This window comes from Pseudarthrobacter sp. Pseusp20 (genome assembly GCF_059492155.1).
Map to the genome: position 1 here is coordinate 2,674,633 of NZ_CP168521.1, position 16,325 is coordinate 2,690,957.

Annotated in this window: 14 protein-coding genes; 3 read left to right on the top strand and 11 right to left on the bottom strand. The window is 67.2% G+C overall.

The annotated features are described in order from the left end of the window. Positions 1–5: 5 nt before the first annotated feature. The 8 genes from ACEN9K_RS12295 to ACEN9K_RS12330 all read right to left on the bottom strand — a co-directional run bounded on the left by ACEN9K_RS12295 (position 6) and on the right by ACEN9K_RS12330 (position 9,048). Positions 6–866 carry a shikimate dehydrogenase gene (locus ACEN9K_RS12295; RefSeq protein ID WP_056390456.1) on the bottom strand — a complete coding sequence of 287 codons (861 nt, stop codon included), beginning with the start codon at positions 864–866 and terminating at the stop codon, positions 6–8. After that, positions 863–2,599: an endolytic transglycosylase MltG gene (mltG, locus tag ACEN9K_RS12300; RefSeq protein ID WP_056390459.1), complete on the bottom strand. Its 1,737-nt coding sequence runs from the start codon at positions 2,597–2,599 to the stop codon at positions 863–865. The genes ACEN9K_RS12295 and mltG overlap by 4 nt, the downstream gene beginning before the upstream one ends. Then, positions 2,596–3,195, bottom strand: coding sequence for a Holliday junction resolvase RuvX (gene ruvX / locus ACEN9K_RS12305; RefSeq protein ID WP_056390463.1), 600 nt, complete (start codon positions 3,193–3,195; stop codon positions 2,596–2,598). Before ruvX ends, mltG begins: the two co-directional genes overlap by 4 nt. A gap of 7 nt (positions 3,196–3,202) precedes the next feature. Then, positions 3,203–5,881, bottom strand: coding sequence for an alanine--tRNA ligase (alaS, locus tag ACEN9K_RS12310; RefSeq protein ID WP_142072760.1), 2,679 nt, complete (start codon positions 5,879–5,881; stop codon positions 3,203–3,205). A 123-nt stretch (positions 5,882–6,004) separates the two neighbouring features. Continuing rightward, complete coding sequence (locus ACEN9K_RS12315; RefSeq protein WP_222430050.1) at positions 6,005–6,235, bottom strand: DUF6167 family protein; 231 nt, start codon at positions 6,233–6,235, stop codon at positions 6,005–6,007. 17 nt (positions 6,236–6,252) lie between these two features. Next, complete coding sequence (locus tag ACEN9K_RS12320) at positions 6,253–6,627, bottom strand: DUF948 domain-containing protein (protein WP_018769323.1); 375 nt, start codon at positions 6,625–6,627, stop codon at positions 6,253–6,255. A 144-nt stretch (positions 6,628–6,771) separates the two neighbouring features. Next, entirely contained in the window at positions 6,772–7,398 is a 627-nt protein-coding gene (gene rpsD, locus ACEN9K_RS12325) for a 30S ribosomal protein S4 (protein WP_009357431.1), read from the bottom strand. Between the two features lie 168 nt (positions 7,399–7,566). Then, positions 7,567–9,048, bottom strand: coding sequence for a replication-associated recombination protein A (locus ACEN9K_RS12330; protein ID WP_056390468.1), 1,482 nt, complete (start codon positions 9,046–9,048; stop codon positions 7,567–7,569). 76 nt (positions 9,049–9,124) lie between these two features. Here ACEN9K_RS12330 and ACEN9K_RS12335 point away from each other — a divergent pair, with 76 nt between their 5' ends. Then, positions 9,125–9,793: an acVLRF1 family peptidyl-tRNA hydrolase gene (locus tag ACEN9K_RS12335; RefSeq protein WP_056390471.1), complete on the top strand. Its 669-nt coding sequence runs from the start codon at positions 9,125–9,127 to the stop codon at positions 9,791–9,793. 18 nt (positions 9,794–9,811) lie between these two features. Here the strand turns inward: ACEN9K_RS12335 and ACEN9K_RS12340 are convergent, their stop codons facing one another. Together ACEN9K_RS12340 and aspS are read right to left on the bottom strand one after the other, a co-directional pair. After that, on the bottom strand, positions 9,812–10,612 hold the full coding sequence (locus tag ACEN9K_RS12340) for a GNAT family N-acetyltransferase (RefSeq protein ID WP_495634471.1): 801 nt from the start codon (positions 10,610–10,612) through the stop codon (positions 9,812–9,814). A gap of 88 nt (positions 10,613–10,700) precedes the next feature. Further along, complete coding sequence (gene aspS, locus ACEN9K_RS12345) at positions 10,701–12,497, bottom strand: aspartate--tRNA ligase (RefSeq protein ID WP_018769327.1); 1,797 nt, start codon at positions 12,495–12,497, stop codon at positions 10,701–10,703. Positions 12,498–12,593: 96 nt separating this feature from the next. On the opposite strand from aspS, the gene ACEN9K_RS12350 reads away from it, so the two are divergent. Further along, the gene (locus ACEN9K_RS12350) at positions 12,594–13,847 is read left to right on the top strand and encodes an APC family permease (RefSeq protein WP_056390475.1); all 1,254 of its coding nucleotides are present in this window, start codon (positions 12,594–12,596) and stop codon (positions 13,845–13,847) included. 8 nt (positions 13,848–13,855) lie between these two features. Here ACEN9K_RS12350 and hisS read toward each other — a convergent pair whose 3' ends face one another. Next, the gene (gene hisS / locus ACEN9K_RS12355) at positions 13,856–15,226 is read right to left on the bottom strand and encodes a histidine--tRNA ligase (protein WP_018769329.1); all 1,371 of its coding nucleotides are present in this window, start codon (positions 15,224–15,226) and stop codon (positions 13,856–13,858) included. Positions 15,227–15,455: 229 nt separating this feature from the next. Here hisS and ACEN9K_RS12360 point away from each other — a divergent pair, with 229 nt between their 5' ends. Continuing rightward, a complete protein-coding gene (locus ACEN9K_RS12360) occupies positions 15,456–16,274 on the top strand; it encodes a peptidylprolyl isomerase (protein ID WP_134164700.1) in 819 nt (272 codons plus the stop codon). The last annotated feature ends 51 nt before the right edge of the window (positions 16,275–16,325 follow it).

Genomic DNA, 16,325 nt, shown 5'->3' on the forward strand with positions numbered 1-16,325 from the left:
GGCGGTCAGAACGCCCGCCGGGCAAGGCCGACTGCGTCACACATCACATCTATGACAGCTGCATTAACGTCTTCCCCGCGACGGGTGAAGAGCCGCACCTGCTCCACTGCCTGGTAAAGCAACATCTCCAGCCCCGGCACCACGCGGCCACCGCCGGCCTGCCATACCGAGGCAACCAGGCTGGGCCACGGATCGTAGGCAACATCCAGCAGCACGCCGGGCGTCGGAGCTTTCAAGGCGGCCACTTCGGCTGCGAGTCCGTCTGCCGCACGGGGCGGCAGGGTGGAAATCACGACGTCGGCTTCCGACGTGGGGCGCGCGGCTCCAGCCAGGGGGCGGACCTCCAGGGCAACTCCCAGGCTGTCCGCGGCTGCACGGACATCTGCTGTGCGTGAGGCATCGCGGACGAAGACCTGCACCGTTCCGGTGCCCAGTTCCTTCAGGGCAGCGATGGCCGATGCAGCGGTCCCGCCGCCACCAAGGATGACAGCCGTTGGTGCTGCGGGGGTGCCCGCATGGCACAGGGCGTTGACGATCCCGGCAACGTCCGTGTTGGAGCCCACCGTCTTGATGCCGCCGGCTGAGTCCTCGAAGGTAACGGTGTTCACCACGCCGAGGGTCTGCGCGACTCCCCGTACCTCGTCCACTTCCTGGAGCATCGCCGTCTTCAACGGCATCGTGACGGAGAGCCCGCGCCAGCCCGGCTGGTGCCGGATCTGGCGCATGAAGGACGGCAGCAACTCCTCTGTGACGTCGATGGCCGTGTAGCTGATGCCCGCGCCCAGCTGCCCGTATGCCGAGAGATGCAGCGCCGGGGATTTCGAGTGGCTGATCGGGTGGCCCAGCACGGCAGCCCGCAGAGTCATGTGCAGCGGCCCGCGTTGGCCTGGCACCACGCGTTGTACTGCTCGACGTACGCGTTGTGTTCAGCCAGTGTCTTGGCGAACTTGGTTTCCTTGGTGTCCAAATTGATGGTCACCCAGTACAGGTAGTCATTGGCTTTGGGCCGGGCGGCCGCATCGATGGCGGTCTTGCCGGGAGAACCGATGGGTCCCGGCGGCAGCCCCGGATTGGCGTAGGTGTTGTAGGGGTTGGATTTGTCCTGGCGCTGCTCGTCCGTGAAGTTGAAGCTCCGGGTGCCAAGGCCGTACGTGACGGCGGAGTCAACCTGCAGGAAGCCACCGGTCTGGTCATTGGGCTTGAGCCGGTTGTAAATGGCGCCCGCCACGTCACCGTAGTCTGCCTGTCCGCCCTCGGCCTGGACAATGCTGGCCACGATAACGGCCTGGTACTGCTTGGCGGGGTCCGTGATGCCCTGCGACACGAGTTCATCGGTGGTGGACTTCACCAGCGCCTGCAGGATGTCCTTGGCCGGGGTTCCCAGCGGGAAACGGTACTCACCCGGTGCCAGGTAGCCTTCGAGGTTCTTGGCGTTGGCGGGCAGGCCAAACTGTGCGGGCTGGTTGCTGAGGGCCTGCAGCTGCTGCACGGAAATCCCCGAGCCCTCCGAGATCGCCTGCAGCGATTCGCCAATCCTGAGGCCCGCGCTAAGGGCGAAGTAAATGACCTTCGTCTTGTCCTTGCCCGCCAGGATGTTGACCGCGTCCGCGTTCTTCATCTCGGTTTTGAAGGTGTAGTCGCCCGGCGACAATGTGCCGCCGGAGGCATGGAACGCCTGCATGAACGTGTCGGCGTTGGCCACGACGCGCTGGTTCTCCAGTTCCGTGGCGACCGATCGGGTTCCCTCGCCGCTTGCCACCGTGATCCGGACCTCACCCGATCCGGGACCCGGGAAGTCCGAAGGCTTGCCGTTGCCCAGGAGTGGCTTGAGGAACTGGGCTCCCACGGCCACAGCCGCCACAAAAACGGCAAGGGTCAGGAACAGGGCGAGCAGCCTGCGCCGGCGCCGGACCTTCTTCGAGGGGCGCGGCACTACCTGGGCTGCCGATGAGCCGGGCAGCAATCCATGGTCCGCGTCGTGGTGGTGGACATCGTGGTGCGGTGCGTCCACGTGGGCATCGTCGTGGTATCCGGCGGCGTGGTGGACATGGTCGTCGTGCACTTCCTGGTAGTCGTGCAGGTCCGGGTGGTGCAGGTCCGCTGCGTGGTGCACGTGGTCTTGGTGCCCGGCGGCGTCGTGGTGCAGGGCGACTTCATGGTGCACATCGTCATGAAGCGTGACAGCGTCCTGGTGTCCGACGGCGTCATGGCCGCCGACGTTGCCATGGTGCGGGACGTCGTCGTGATGTCCAAGGGGCGCAGGGGCGTCCGGGGCGGCAGCGTCGCCGTCGAAAGGGTCCGCGTGGGAAGGACCTGCGGGCTCTTCGTCCTGGATGGACGGGGGTGCCTCCGGTGCCGCAGGAACATCACCTGCGCCGGGCAGCGGAGCAAACGTGGGCGCCGCTGCTGGCGACGGCGCCGCAGGCGGTGCGGCCGGGGGCGGCGGGACGTCGCCGGTTTCATAGGCCTGCTCGGGCACGGCGTCCTGGCCACCGGTATTGAGGCTCTTCTCCCGTGCCCGCAGTTCCTTGCGGGTCAACGGCCTCCCAGCCCCGGTATCCAGCCGGCCGAAGGTGTCGTCAATGTTGGCAGGGCTCACTGTTGCCTTCCATTATCTGAAGATTGGGCCGTGTCTGCGGGGATGGCGCGGACGGTTTCGTCCGTCCCACCGGCCCCCAGGTCCACGGACGGGGGTGGCGCTGTCACGCGTGAGCCGACATCCGCTCCCCTGGCTTTCTGCATGTCGATGGCGTGCTGAAGAATACCCGCCGCCGCGACCTGATCCACTACTTTACGGTGGTCCCTGCTGCTCATGCCAGCTTCGTGCAGGTTCCGGTGGGCCGTGACACTGCTGAGGCGCTCATCCACGAGGTTCACCGGAACGGCAAGACCGCGCCGTGAAAACTCCGCGGCGAGGAGGAGGGCATAGTCCGTGGCCATCCTGGCCGAGGCATGTTCTTCGCCCTTCATCGTCCTGGGCAGCCCGACGATAACCTGCACCGCGCCGAGTTCCTCCGCCAGTTTGGCGATGACGCGCACGTCCGAGTTTTTCCTGGCATTCCGGTCGAGGGTCTTGTACGGCGTGGCAAGGATGGAGTCGCGGTCGCAGACGGCCACGCCCACCCGGACGGTGCCGACGTCCACCCCCAGTTTGACGCCCTGGGGGTAGCCGCCGGCAGCAACAGGATCGGTCATAACGTGGTTAGCGCCTTGAAATGGCGTCGACGACGGCTGCCAGGGCAGCGCCGACCTTTCCGGCGTCGGTTCCGCCGCCCTGGGCGACGTCGTCCTTGCCGCCGCCACCACCACCGAGGACACCGGCAGCCACCCGGACCAGGGCACCGGCCTTGACGCCGGCCTCCCTGGCTGCCTCATTGGTGGCTACCAGGATCAGTGGACGGTCGTTGGCGACGCCGGCCACAGCCACGGCGGCAGCTGCCGAACCGAGCCGGTTGCGCAGGTCAAGGGCCAGGCCGCGAAGGTCATCGGCTCCGCTGACGGTGCCGGCGTCGTGGGCCAGCACCTTGACGCCTGCGGCGTCCTGGGCGGTGTTGACCAGCTGCGCAGCGGAAGCGGCCAGCTGTTCCTTGCGGAGCCGGTCCAGTTCCTTCTCGGTGGCCTTCAACTTGGCCAGGGTGGCGGAAATCCTGTCGGCGAGCTGGCCGGACGGGACCTTCAACAGGTCCGTCAGTTCGGTCACCAGGGCACGCTCAGCCGCAAGGTGGCGGAAGGCCTCCATGCCAACGAAAGCCTCCACGCGGCGGTTGCCCGAGCCGACGGACTGTTCGCCCAGGAGCGACAGGCTGCCGATCAGCGAGGTGTTGGCAACGTGGGTGCCGCCGCACAGCTCGCGTGACCACGCGCCGTCGATCTCCACCACGCGCACCTCGCTGCCGTAGTTCTCCCCGAAAAGGGCCATGGCGCCCATGGCCTTCGCTTCTGCCAGCCCCATGATCTTCGTTTCCACCGCGTAGTTGTTGCGGATGGCCAGATTGGAGACTTCCTCTATTTCGGACCGCGTGGCGGTGCTCAGGCCTTCGCCCCAGGCGAAGTCGAAGCGCAGGTACCCCGCCTTGTTGAAGGATCCACGCTGGGTGGCCTCCGGACCAAGGATCTGGTGCAGCGCGGCATGCACGATGTGCGTGCCCGTGTGGGCCTGCTCAGCGGCATGGCGGCGTTCACGGTCGACGGCGGCGCGCACCAGCGAGTCAGCGCCGATTTCGCCTTCGCGGACAATCGCCTTGTGGACACTCAGGCCCTTTACGGGCCGCTGGACGTCCAGGACCTCGACGACGAATCCGTCACCGGTGATCAGGCCGGTGTCGGCGGCCTGGCCGCCGGCTTCGGCGTAGAAGGGGGTTTCGGCCAGGACGAGTTCGATCTCGTCGCCGGTGGCGGCCTGCTGCACCTGGCGGCCGGCGCTGAGCAGGCCGCGAACGCGCGACTCGCCCTCAAGCTCGGTGTACCCGGTGAAGACCGTCTCGCCCTGGGCCAGGATGTCCTGGAAGACGGTGAGGTCGGCGTGGCCGCCCTTCTTGCCCTTGGCATCGGCCTGGGCGCGCTGGCGCTGTTCCTGCATGAGGCCGCGGAAGGCCGCCTCATCCACTTTGAGTCCCGCTTCCTCCGCCATCTCCAGCGTGAGGTCGATGGGGAAGCCGTAAGTGTCGTGCAGCGTGAAGGCGTCCGCACCGGACAGCGGCTTGTTGGCGGCCTTGGATTCCTTCACGGCCTCTTCCAACCGGGCGGTGCCGGACGCGATGGTGCGCAGGAACGCCTTCTCTTCGGCGTAGGCAATGCGGCTGATCCGGTCGAAATCGGTCTCCACCACCGGGTAGACGCCCTTCATGGCGTCGCGCGAGACGGGCAGCAGATCAGGCAGGCAGGCCTGTTCCACACCCAGGAGGCGCATGGAACGGACGGCACGCCGGATGAGGCGGCGCAGGACGTATCCGCGGCCCTCGTTGGAGGGGGTCACGCCGTCGGAGATCAGCATCAGTGCCGACCGGATGTGGTCGGCCACCACGCGCATGCGCACGTCGTCGGTGTGGTGGGGGTCGTCCGGGGTTTCGGCGGAGGTGTATTCCCTGCCGGACAGTTCGGCGGCCTTGTCGATGACCGGCCGCACCTGGTCGGTCTCGTACATGTTCTCGACGCCCTGCAGGATCATGGCAAGGCGTTCCATGCCCAGGCCCGTGTCGATGTTCTTCTTGGGCAGCTCGCCGACGACGTCGAAGTCCACCTTGGAGCGGACGTTTTCGATCTGGTACTGCATGAACACCAGGTTCCAGATCTCGACGTAGCGGTTCTCGTCGGCGATGGGGCCGCCGTCAACGCCGTAGGCGGGACCGCGGTCGTAGTAGATCTCGGAGCAGGGGCCGGCGGGTCCGGGCTGGCCGGTGTGCCAGTAGTTGTCCGACTTCCCCATCCGCTGGATGCGTTCAGCCGGGACGCCGGTGTTCTTCAGCCACAGTTCCTCGGCTTCGTCGTCCTCTTCGTAGACCGTCACCCACAGACGTTCGGGCGCAAGGCCGTAGCCGCCGTCGTCAACGCTCTTGGTGAGGAGCTCCCAGGCGAACTTGATGGCGTCTTCCTTGAAGTAGTCGCCGAACGAGAAGTTGCCGCACATCTGGAAGAAGGTGCCGTGGCGGGCAGTCTTGCCCACTTCCTCGATGTCGCCGGTGCGGATGCACTTCTGCACGCTGGTGGCGCGGGAGTAGGGCGCTTCCTCGCGGGCAGTGAGGTACGGAATGAACGGGACCATGCCGGCCACCGTGAACAGCAGGGAGGGGTCGCTGGAGACCAGCGATGCGGAGGGAACCGCAGTGTGGCCCTTGCTGACAAAAAAGTCCACCCAGCGCTTTGTGATCTCCTGCGACTTCATGAGCTGTTTTCTTACCCTTCTTGGTCCGTCCCGCCGGGCGGCACGGAAATTTCGTTCAGGTGGCAAGGTTCCCGGATCGGGTTCCTGCCGGTTGTTGGCTGGTGCCGGTTGTGCCCCGCGGGCTCAGCGGCGGACCAGTTCCGCGGACTCGACGCCAAGGGCGGTCCGCAGGTCGGTTTCCCGTTCGCGCATCCCTGCGCGGACGGCATCCGCGAAGTCGTACACCCCGTCGGCAAGACGCCCTACCGCACGGTTGAGGCCCTCAGGTCCAAGAGTGGACTGGGCCTGGCTCACTTTGCGGAAGGCAATGACCCCAATGGCCACGCCGATTCCCATCCAGACAATTCTTTTCATATTCGTTCTCTTCGAATCTAGCGGCTGCGGCGGCCGGCAGCGGGCTTCCGGCGGTTGGCGACGGCGCTGCGCACGCCGTAGCTGAACGCCGCAACCTTGATCAGCGGCGAGCCTACCGTGGCGGCCACCAGCGAGGACAGGGCGGAAATGTTGGCGGATGCGTCGGAGACGTTGGACGCGATACCGTCCACCTTCTTCAACTGCTGGTTGGTGGTGGAAACGGTGGCCGTTACCTCATCCATCAGGGGCGTGGCGCCGTCGCTGATGGACCTGATGGCAGTCCGCACTTCGTCGAAGACTTTCCCCAGCTTCAGGATGGGGACCGCGAGCAGCAGCACCAGGAGCGCGAACACCCCGGCAGCGATCAGGCCGGCAATATCGCCACCAGTCATAGACGTTCATCTCCTCGAAATTCTGTGATTGAGCCCCATCCGCGGCGTGACGGAATGCCCGTTGCGCAGATGTCCCCCAAGTACCTTACATACAAAGAAGCCCGCGGCGCGTGCCACGGGCTTCTTTGGATACGCTGCTGGGATTTAGCGTGCGTAGAATTCGACGACGAGCTGCTCTTCGCAGGTCACCGGGATTTCCGAACGCTTGGGGCGGCGGACCAGGCGTGCCTGCAGGGCTTCCAGCTTGACGTCCAGGTAGGCCGGAACGGCAGGCAGGACGTCGCGGTGTGCGCCGGCTGCGGCAACCTGGAGCGGAACCATGGTCTCGCTGCGGCTGTGGACGTGGACCAGCTGGCCCTCGCCGACGCGGAACGACGGGCGGTCAACGCGGACGCCGTCAACCATGATGTGGCGGTGCACAACCAGCTGGCGGGCCTGGGCGATGGTGCGGGCGAAGCCGGCACGCAGGACCAGGGCGTCGAGACGCATTTCGAGCAGCTCGATGAGGTTTTCACCGGTCAGGCCCTTGGTGCGGCGGGCTTCTTCGAAGGCACGGGTCATCTGTGCTTCGCGGATGCCGTACTGGGCGCGCAGACGCTGCTTTTCGCGCAGACGTACGGCGTAGTCGGAGTCCTGCTTCTTGCGGGCACGGCCATGCTCACCGGGGCCGTACGGGCGGCGCTCCATGTACTTGGCGGCCTTGGGGGTCAGAGCGATGCCGAGGGACCGCGAGAGGCGGGCCTGACGGCGAGCACGAGTGTTGTTAGCCACTAGTGTCCTTCCAATATCTGCGGTGTGTCAGTGTTACTGGCCTCCACGATGGAGAGCATCGGCCAACCGCTGCCTTTTGCTACTGGGCGCAGGGCATAACCTTCTCAACGAATTGGGGAGATTGTGCGTCCGTGCCTTGCCAGACGAACATCCAGCCTACCATGGCGGCTACTTGCCCCGCACAATCTTCCGCAACCGCTCCAGCCGCTGGGCGATGTCCCGTTCCGCTCCGTTGCCGGTGGGCTGGTAGTAGTCGCGGCCCACCAGGTCGTCCGGCGGGTACTGCTGCGTTGCCACCGCGTGCGGGGCGTCGTGGGCGTACTTGTACCCCACGCCGTGTCCCAGCTGCTTGGAGCCCGGGTAGTGCGCATCCCGCAGATGCGCGGGAATGCCGACGCCGAGTCCCGCGCGCACGTCCGCGATGGCTTTGTTGATGCCCATGTAGGCGGCATTCGATTTTGGCGCGGTGGCGAGGTGGACCACGGCCTCAGCCAGGATGATCCGTCCCTCCGGCATCCCGATCAGCTGCACCGCCTGCGCCGCGGCCACGGCGGTCTGCAGCGCCGTGGGGTCGGCCATGCCCACATCCTCTGCCGCCGAGATGACGATCCGCCGCGCCACGAACCGCGGGTCCTCCCCGGCTTCAAGCATCCGGGCAAGGTAATGCAGGGCAGCATCCACGTCCGAGCCCCTGATGGACTTGATGAATGCGCTGGCCACGTCGTAGTGCTGGTCACCGGCACGGTCATAGCGGACGGCGGCCGCATCCAGCGCACGCTCGGTGTGGCGCAACTCCACGGTGACCGGCTCAGCAGTGACCGGCTCAGCAGCTGCACCCTCCTCCCCCACGGAACGTTCGACGTCGTCCGCGTCACCGAAGGCGACGCCGGCCGCAGCCTCCAATGCAGTGAGCGCCCTTCGCGCGTCCCCGCCGGACAGCCGGACCAGGTGTTCCAGCGCTTCGTCGCTGAGCCGGACCTTCCCGCCCAGCCCGCGCGGGTCCTCGACGGCCCGCACCAGGAGGCCCTCGATGTCGGCATCCGTCAGCGGCCTGAGCGTGAGGAGCAGGGAGCGGGACAGCAGGGGTGAGACCACCGAAAAGGAAGGATTCTCCGTGGTGGCAGCCACCAGGACCACCCAACGGTTTTCGACGCCGGGAAGCAGCGCGTCCTGCTGGGCCTTGTTGAAGCGGTGGATCTCGTCAAGGAACAGCACCGTGGTGGTCTTGTACAGGTCCCTGGCCGTCAGGGCGTCGTCCATGACGCGGCGGACGTCCTTGACGCCGGCGGTGATGGCGGACAGTTCCACGAATTTCCGTCCCGGTCCGCGCGCGATGACGTGCGCCAGCGTGGTCTTTCCCGTACCGGGCGGCCCCCAGAGGATGAGGGAGGTGGGACCGGCCGGGCCCGTACTGTCCGCCCCGGCGCCTGCGGCCAGCTGCCGCAGCGGCGAACCCTGGCCGAGCAGGTGCTGCTGGCCCACCACTTCGTCCAGGGTGCGGGGCCGCATCCGGACGGCCAGCGGACTGCGCGGCGAACCTTGGCTACGGGAACCCTGCCCCCTGGAACCCTGGCCCCCGGAACCGGTGCTTGCCCCGGAGACGGGACCGTCGTCGTCGTTTTCTGGTCCGTGCCCGAAGAGATCATCCACATAGATAGGCTACTTCCAGTCCACCGCTGCTTTTCGCCTCCGTCTTCCGCCCGGCCCTGACACCAAAGGAACTCCCATGCCTGCCACCGTTGCCCACGGCGGGCCGCCGTCCGTCCGCACCGCGTTCGTGCCCGGCAGCCGGCTGCCGGGCTGGGCCGACCGGTTCGGCGCCTCGCATGGCGGTTACCGGCTGCAGGATGACGACGACGGCCTCCGCCTGGTGGCGGCCGACGGCACCGAAGCGCTCCTGCAGGCGCCGTGGCCGGCCGACGGACGCCCGGGACGCGGCAGCGGAGCGCTGGAGCGGCTGGCCGCCCTTGCGGCCCAACCGCGACGGCTGGGCCTGCTGCTGGTGCGGCGCGGCGGTTACGGCATAGGGGTGGCAAGCGAAGGCATCCTGCTGGCATCCAAGGCAGGCACCAGGTACGTCCAGTCCCGTACGGCTGCGGGCGGACAGTCCCAGCAGCGGTTTGCCCGCCGCCGTTCCAACCAGGCGGACGCTTTGGTTGCGGCCGTGGCCGGCCAGGCGGCGGACGTGTTCCGTAGTGCGGCCTTCGAGTACCTGGTGCCCGGCGGCGACCGGCCCCTGGCCGACCTTGTCCTCCAGGAACCTGCCCTGCGTGACTACGCTCGCCTGCCACGCCTCGCGTGGCTCGACGTCGCCGAGCCCCGGGCCGCCGTGTTGAAGAAGGCCGCGGTGGACGCCTGCTCGGTCCGGATCACGGTGACCGACGCATCCGGATAGCGCACGGCTGTTGCCTGGTCAGCAGCCTGTCAGGGCGCGGCGGGGGCGTTCCTGCCGGTACAGGTAACGCCCGGCTTCCGTGAACCCGGCGTTGGCATACATCGCCTGCGCCCCATGGTTGGCGGCGGTGACAAGGAGCCAGTACTTCCCCGCCCCCTGCTCCGCACCGGCCTGCAGCAAGGACTGGAGGACAGCAGTTCCGTAGCCGCGGCGGCGCGCTTCAGCCCGGGTGGCCATGCAGTACAGCCCGCCCTGGGCGCTTCCGGCGGGAAGGGCGAGGCGCCCGACGGCGGCGGGCAGCCCGGCTCCGTCACGGACAAGCGCGTAAATCGAAGGACAGCCCAGCAGGATTTCCCTGGCGGTGGCGAGGGCGTCCTCCCCGCCGCGCCCGTCCACCTCCCACCAGACGCGCAGCCAGTCCGCGGAGGGTTCCCGGGAAACTTCAACGGCAGCGTCCGCGGTTCCTCCAGTCATCGGGCCGCGGGTCATGACTACGGTCCCGGATTGCCGGGTGAAGCCTTCAGCGTCGAGCAGGTCGTGCAGCGCGGCTGTTGCGGGGGTGTCGAACAGCTGGAAGATGACCGGCAGCCGGCGGCTGCGGTACCAGGACCTGGCGTCGGCGAGCAGGCCCCGGAGGCTGTCACCTTGCAAATCCGCGGTGACGGCACGCGGCCAGATGGAGTTGGCGCGCTGGGTCACTCCGCCTGCTGCGCGCAGGACCCAGCCCCCGGCGTCGTACCGTTCCAGGGCCGGCCAGGCGGCATCCATGGCGGCTTCGAGGTCCAGTGGTGCGGGTTCACTTTTGCCCGGGGCGGACAACTGACAGCTCCTTCGTTAAAGGCGGGAGGTTCCCCGGTGATCCGGGGAACCTCCCTTGGCCGCTGCCTTGCGGCAGCGTTGCGTGATGCTACTGCTTCTCTTCGGGCTTCTTCACTTCCGGCTTTTTGGCCTCCGGCTTGAAGTCCACGCCTGCCTCCTTGCGCTGCTGCGGCGTGATGGGGGCCGGGGCATCGGTGAGGGGGTCGTGGCCGCCGCCGGACTTCGGGAAGGCGATGACGTCGCGGATGGACTCGACGCCCGCCAGCAGCGAAACCACGCGGTCCCAGCCGAAGGCGATTCCGCCGTGCGGCGGGGCGCCGTACTTAAAGCCCTCCAGCAGGAAGCCGAACTTGGTCTGGGCGTCCTCCTTGTCCAGGCCCATCAGCTCGAAGACGCGCTCCTGCACGTCCCGCTGGTGGATACGGATGGAGCCGCCGCCGATTTCGTTGCCGTTGCACACGATGTCGTAGGCGTAGGAGAGCGCCGATTCCGGATCCTTGTCGAAGGTGTCAAGGAACTCGGGCTTGGGCGAGGTGAAGGCGTGGTGGACGGCGGTCCACTGCCCTCCGCCGACGGCGACGTCACCGGAGGCAACAGCGGCTGCTGCGGGCTCGAACATCGGCGCGTCCACCACCCAGCAGAAAGCCCAGGCGTTGGGATCGATCAGGCCGGTACGGTGGCCGATCTCCACGCGTGCAGCACCCAGCAGGGCCCGCGACGGCGTCTTCTCACCCGCGGCGAAGAAGATGCAGTCCCCGGGCTTGGCGCCCACGGCGTCAGCCAGGCCGGCGCGCTCGAACTCGGTGAGGTTCTTGGCGACCGGTCCGGCGAGCTCGCCGTCCTCCTTGTAGAGGACATACGCCAGGCCCTTGGCGCCGCGCTGCTTGGCCCACTCCTGCCAGGCATCAAGGGCACGGCGTGCCTGCGACGCGCCGCCGGGCATGACGACGGCCCCAACGTAGGGTGCCTTGAAGACGCCGAAGTTGGTGTCCTTGAAGAAATCCGTGAGCTCGGTCAGTTCCTGGCCAAAGCGCAGGTCCGGCTTGTCCGAGCCGTAGCGCGCCATCGCGTCGGCGTACGTGATCCGCTGGATGGGCGTGGGGATGTCGACGCCGATGAGCTGCCACACCGCCTTGACGATGTTTTCGCCCAGCCGGATCACGTCGTCCTGGTCCACGAAGCTGGCCTCAATGTCCAGCTGGGTGAATTCCGGCTGGCGGTCCGCGCGGAAGTCCTCGTCCCGGTAGCAGCGGGCAATCTGGTAGTACTTTTCGAAGCCGCCCACCTGCAGCAGCTGCTTGAACAGCTGCGGGGACTGCGGCAGCGCGTACCAGGACCCCGGAGCCAGGCGTGCCGGAACCAGGAAGTCACGGGCGCCTTCCGGCGTCGAACGTGTCAGCGTGGGCGTCTCGATCTCCACGAAGCCCTCATGGTGGAGCAGTTCGCGCGCCACCCGGTTTGCCTCGGAGCGGAGGCGCAGGTTGCGGCTGGGGCCGGGACGGCGCAGGTCCAGGTAGCGGTGCTTGAGGCGCGCTTCCTCGCCGACTTCCACGTGCTCGTCGATCTGGAACGGCAGCGGGTCGGAGGTGTTGAGGACGGTGACGTCCTCGGCGATGACCTCGATTTCGCCCGTGGCCAGCGCCGGGTTCTCGTTGCCTTCAGGACGCCTGGAAACGGTGCCCTTGATCTGCAGGACGTATTCATTGCGCAGTCCGTGGAACACTTCCTCCTCGCGGACCACCACCTGGGCCACGCCCGAAGCGTCGCGCAAATCCACGAATGCCACACCACCGTGATCACGGCGGCGGCCCACCCAGCCGGCCAGGGTTACGGTTTGTCCAATGTGCTCGGAGCGAAGGGATCCGAGGTCATGTGTGCGCAGCACAGCACGCCTTTCTGCGGGAAAACAGTGGGAAGTCAATATGATCGTTGCGGGAACGATCCCGTCCGAGTTTACCCGCTGGAAAGGGACTGCCGCCGCATGAGCGAACCGCAGCAGCTGCAACGCAGGCTGGGAACCTTTGATGCCACCGCCATCGGACTGGGCTCCATGCTGGGTGCCGGAGTGTTCGTGGTGTTCTCCCCGGCCGCGGCACTGGCAGGGAATCTGCTGGTCCTGTCCGTGGCTGTTGCCGGGCTGGTGGCGTACTGCAACGCCGTGGCATCGGCAGCCCTCGCCGCCAAGTACCCCACCAGCGGCGGGACCTACGTCTATGGCCGGAAACAGCTGGGCGAATGGCCGGGCTTCCTGGCCGGCTGGGGTTTCGTCACGGGCAAGACGGCCTCCTGCGCGGCCATGGCGTTGACGTTCGGCAGCTATGTGGCGCGGGACTACGCCGTCCCGGTTGCCGTGGCCGCCGTCGTGGCCCTTACCGCCGTCAACCTGCTGGGCATCACCAGGACAGCCCTGCTGACGAGGATCCTGCTGTGCCTGGTCCTGGCAACACTGGTGTTCGTTGGCACCGCCGCCGTGCTGGGTCCGCACCCCGCGCCACTGCCGGGAGGCGCGCATTCCGGCGGGGTGGAGGGCGTCCTGCCTGCCGCCGGGCTGATGTTCTTCGCGTTTGCCGGTTATGCCCGGATCGCCACGCTGGGCGAGGAGGTCAGGAATCCGGCGCGTGCCATCCCCCGCGCCATCCTGGCGGCCCTGGCGGGCGCATTCGCCATTTACCTGCTGCTGGCCCTGCTCCTGCAGGCCCACCTCGGAGAGCGGTTGGGGTCCACGGGCACTCCCCTGCTGGACGCAGTGCTGGACAGCCGGCTGGCAGCGGGTGCACCGCTGGTGCAGGCAGGAGCAGCGGCCGCGTGCCTGGGCGCACTCCTCGCGCTGATCACGGGCGTGGGAAGGACAACGTTGGCCATGGCCAGGGAGCGCGATCTTCCGGGGCCTCTGGCCAGGGTGGGCGGTCCCCACACCGTTCCGTTCGTCGCCGAACTGGCCGTGGCCGCCGTCGTGATCCTGCTGCTCCTGACCACCAACGTGATGACCGTCGTGGGCTTCTCAAGCTTCGGCGTGCTGGTCTACTACGCGGTAGCCAACGCGTCAGCATTCACCCTTTCCGCCCATCCCGGCTACGCTCCCCGGTGGCTTAACGCGCTGGGTTTCGTGGGCTGCGTGGTACTGGCCTTCACTTTGCCGGCTGCGTCGGTGCTGACCATGGCCGCAGTCCTTGCCGCCGGCGTGGTGGGGCGCTGGCTGGTGCTGCGGTTCCGGCAGCACCGGCACCGGACATAAGCGCCCGGCTAGACCGACGCCGCGGCGGCCGCGGTTGTCTCAACCTGCACTGCCAGGTCCTCCAGCGGCGGCATCCAGGTTTCAGGGGCGGCCAGCACCTGCTCGCCGGTGCGGATGTCCTTGACCTGGTGGGTGCCGTCCTCGTCCGTGAACCAGACGAACGGGATTCCCCGGCGGTCCGCGAACTTGATCTGCTTGCCGAACTTCTCGGCCTTGGCAGCCACTTCGGTGGGGATTCCCCGGCTGCGCAGCAGGGCGGCGACATCCTGGGCAGTGCCCCAGCTGTCGTCATGGTTCAGGGCCACCAGCACTGCAGTGGGAACAGAGCGGGAGGCTTTGGCCAGGTCCTGGCTCAGGATCCGGGACACCAGGCGGGTGACGCCGATGGAGAGGCCAACGCCCGGGAACTTGCGGTTGCCCTTCGACGCCAGGGCGTCGTACCGGCCGCCGGAGCAGATGGACCCCAACTGTTCGTGGCCCACCAGGACGGTTTCCACCACCGTGCCGGTGTAGTAGTCCAGGCCACGGGCGATGCTGAGGTCCGCCAGTACCTTGCCGGGCGCCCGCTGCACGGCGGCATCGATGACCTGCTCCAGTTCGTCCAGGCCCTCGTCCAGGAGTTCGCTGCTGACACCCAGGGCACGGACCTGGTCCACAAAGGACGTATCTTCCGTTCGGATGGCAGCCAGTTGAAGCGCCTTGGCAGCCTGCTCGTCGGTTGCGCCGAGCTCGGTCTTGAGCAGTTCGGCCACCTTTGCCGGACCGATCTTTTCGAGTTTGTCAATACTGCGCAGCACGCCTGCGGTGTCATCGAGTCCGATGCCCCGGTAGAAGCCTTCCGCCAGTTTGCGGTTGTTGATCCGGAGACGGAAATCGGGGATGGGCAGCGCACTGAGTGCTTCGGCGATGACCAAGGCGATCTCGACGTCGTAGCGGAACGGAAGCTCGCCGTCGCCGACCACGTCGATGTCCGCCTGGGTGAACTCGCGGGCCCGGCCTTCCTGGGGCCGCTCGCCGCGCCACACTTTCTGGATCTGGTAGCGGCGGAAGGGGAAGGCCAGGTAGCCGGCGTTTTCCACCACGTACCGGGCGAAGGGAACGGTCAGGTCGAAATGCAGGGCAAGCGCGTGGGGATCGGCCTTGCCGGCTTTAACGGGGTTCTCGCTCTCGTCCTCCTGGAGCCGGCTGAGCCCGTACACTTCCTTGTCGATCTCGCCCTTGCGCAGCAGCTGGCCCACTGTCTCCACGGCGCGGGTTTCGATCGAGGTGAAACCATGCAGTTCAAAAACCCGGCGCAGGGTATCGAGCACATGCAGCTCCACCAGCCGCTCCTCGGGAAGCCACTCGGGGAATCCGGACAGGGAGGCGGTGCGTGCCATGGGGAAGGTTCTCCTTAGGAATGGAAGGTGCGCCGGAGCTGCCGGCCGCGCCCGCAACGGCGGTCGTTCGGCGGCAGCACAGCCAGCCATGCATAAACTATGTGCGGCAGCCAGTTTATGCGTCATCCGTGTGCATCTCTAATGCGGCGGACCCGCACGGCCTGGCCCTTAACACCTGCGCCCCGCGGCCAACCGCCGGGCACCAGCAGCCCGACGACGAGGAGGACCCTTGGCGGCCAGTTCACGCAGTGCACGCGAAGCAAAACGGCGCATCCAGCAGATGGAAGCCAAGCGTGAGCTCCGGCGCGACCAGGAGAAGCGGCGGAAACGCGACAACCTCGTGGCCGCCGGCGCCGGAACCGCCGCCGTGCTGCTCGCCGTCGTCCTCCAGCTCACCGCCTTCGCCGGAAACCCCACTGAGGACGAATATGCCGCCGCGCAGGCGGGACTGACGGAACCATCCACCTCTGCAAGCGCCTCCGCGACACCCTCGGCGCCGGCCACCAACGGGCCCAACATCCCGTCCGCGGACACGGCGGCGGGCAAGACGTTCACCGGCGAACTGCTGCTGAACGGCAGCGCGCTCGGCGTGGAAGTGGACGGGACCAAGGCTCCGCAGGCAGCAGCCGTTTTCAAGTCCCTCAGCGACGAAGGCTATTTCAACGGCAAGTCATGCCACCGGCTCACCACTGCGGACCAGTTCGGCGTGCTGCAGTGCGGCTCCCCCAACGGGGACGGACAGGGCGACCCTAATTACACGTGGGGTCCGCTGGAAAACACGCCCGCAGACAACACCTACCCTGCCGGCACCATCGCCGTGGCCCGCACGGGGAACAACGCGTACGGCAACGGGACACAGTTCTTTATTGTCTACAAGGACACGGTCATTCCGGCCGATGCTGCCGGCGGCTATACCGTGGTGGGGAAGGTGACATCCGGGCTTGATGTTGTATCCAACATCGCTGCCGCAGGCATCACCCCGGGAGCCGGCGACACGGACGGCGCGCCAAAACAACCAGTCACGATAGACTCGTTCTCTCTGAAGTAGGAAGCCGGGCCGGCCAGGCCGCGGTGCAGTACGTGAGTATTTCCCTCCAAG

Excerpts from the sequence above, each read along its gene's own strand:
- ACEN9K_RS12295 (WP_056390456.1), bottom strand. The coding sequence starts at position 866 with ATGACTCTGCGGGCTGCCGTGCTGGGCCACCCGATCAGCCACTCGAAA.
- ruvX (WP_056390463.1), bottom strand. The coding sequence starts at position 3,195 with ATGACCGATCCTGTTGCTGCCGGCGGCTACCCCCAGGGCGTCAAACTG.
- alaS (WP_142072760.1), bottom strand. The coding sequence starts at position 5,881 with ATGAAGTCGCAGGAGATCACAAAGCGCTGGGTGGACTTTTTTGTCAGC.
- ACEN9K_RS12315 (WP_222430050.1), bottom strand. The coding sequence starts at position 6,235 with ATGAAAAGAATTGTCTGGATGGGAATCGGCGTGGCCATTGGGGTCATT.
- ACEN9K_RS12320 (WP_018769323.1), bottom strand. The coding sequence starts at position 6,627 with ATGACTGGTGGCGATATTGCCGGCCTGATCGCTGCCGGGGTGTTCGCG.
- ACEN9K_RS12335 (WP_056390471.1), top strand. The coding sequence starts at position 9,125 with ATGCCTGCCACCGTTGCCCACGGCGGGCCGCCGTCCGTCCGCACCGCG.
- ACEN9K_RS12350 (WP_056390475.1), top strand. The coding sequence starts at position 12,594 with ATGAGCGAACCGCAGCAGCTGCAACGCAGGCTGGGAACCTTTGATGCC.
- hisS (WP_018769329.1), bottom strand. The coding sequence starts at position 15,226 with ATGGCACGCACCGCCTCCCTGTCCGGATTCCCCGAGTGGCTTCCCGAG.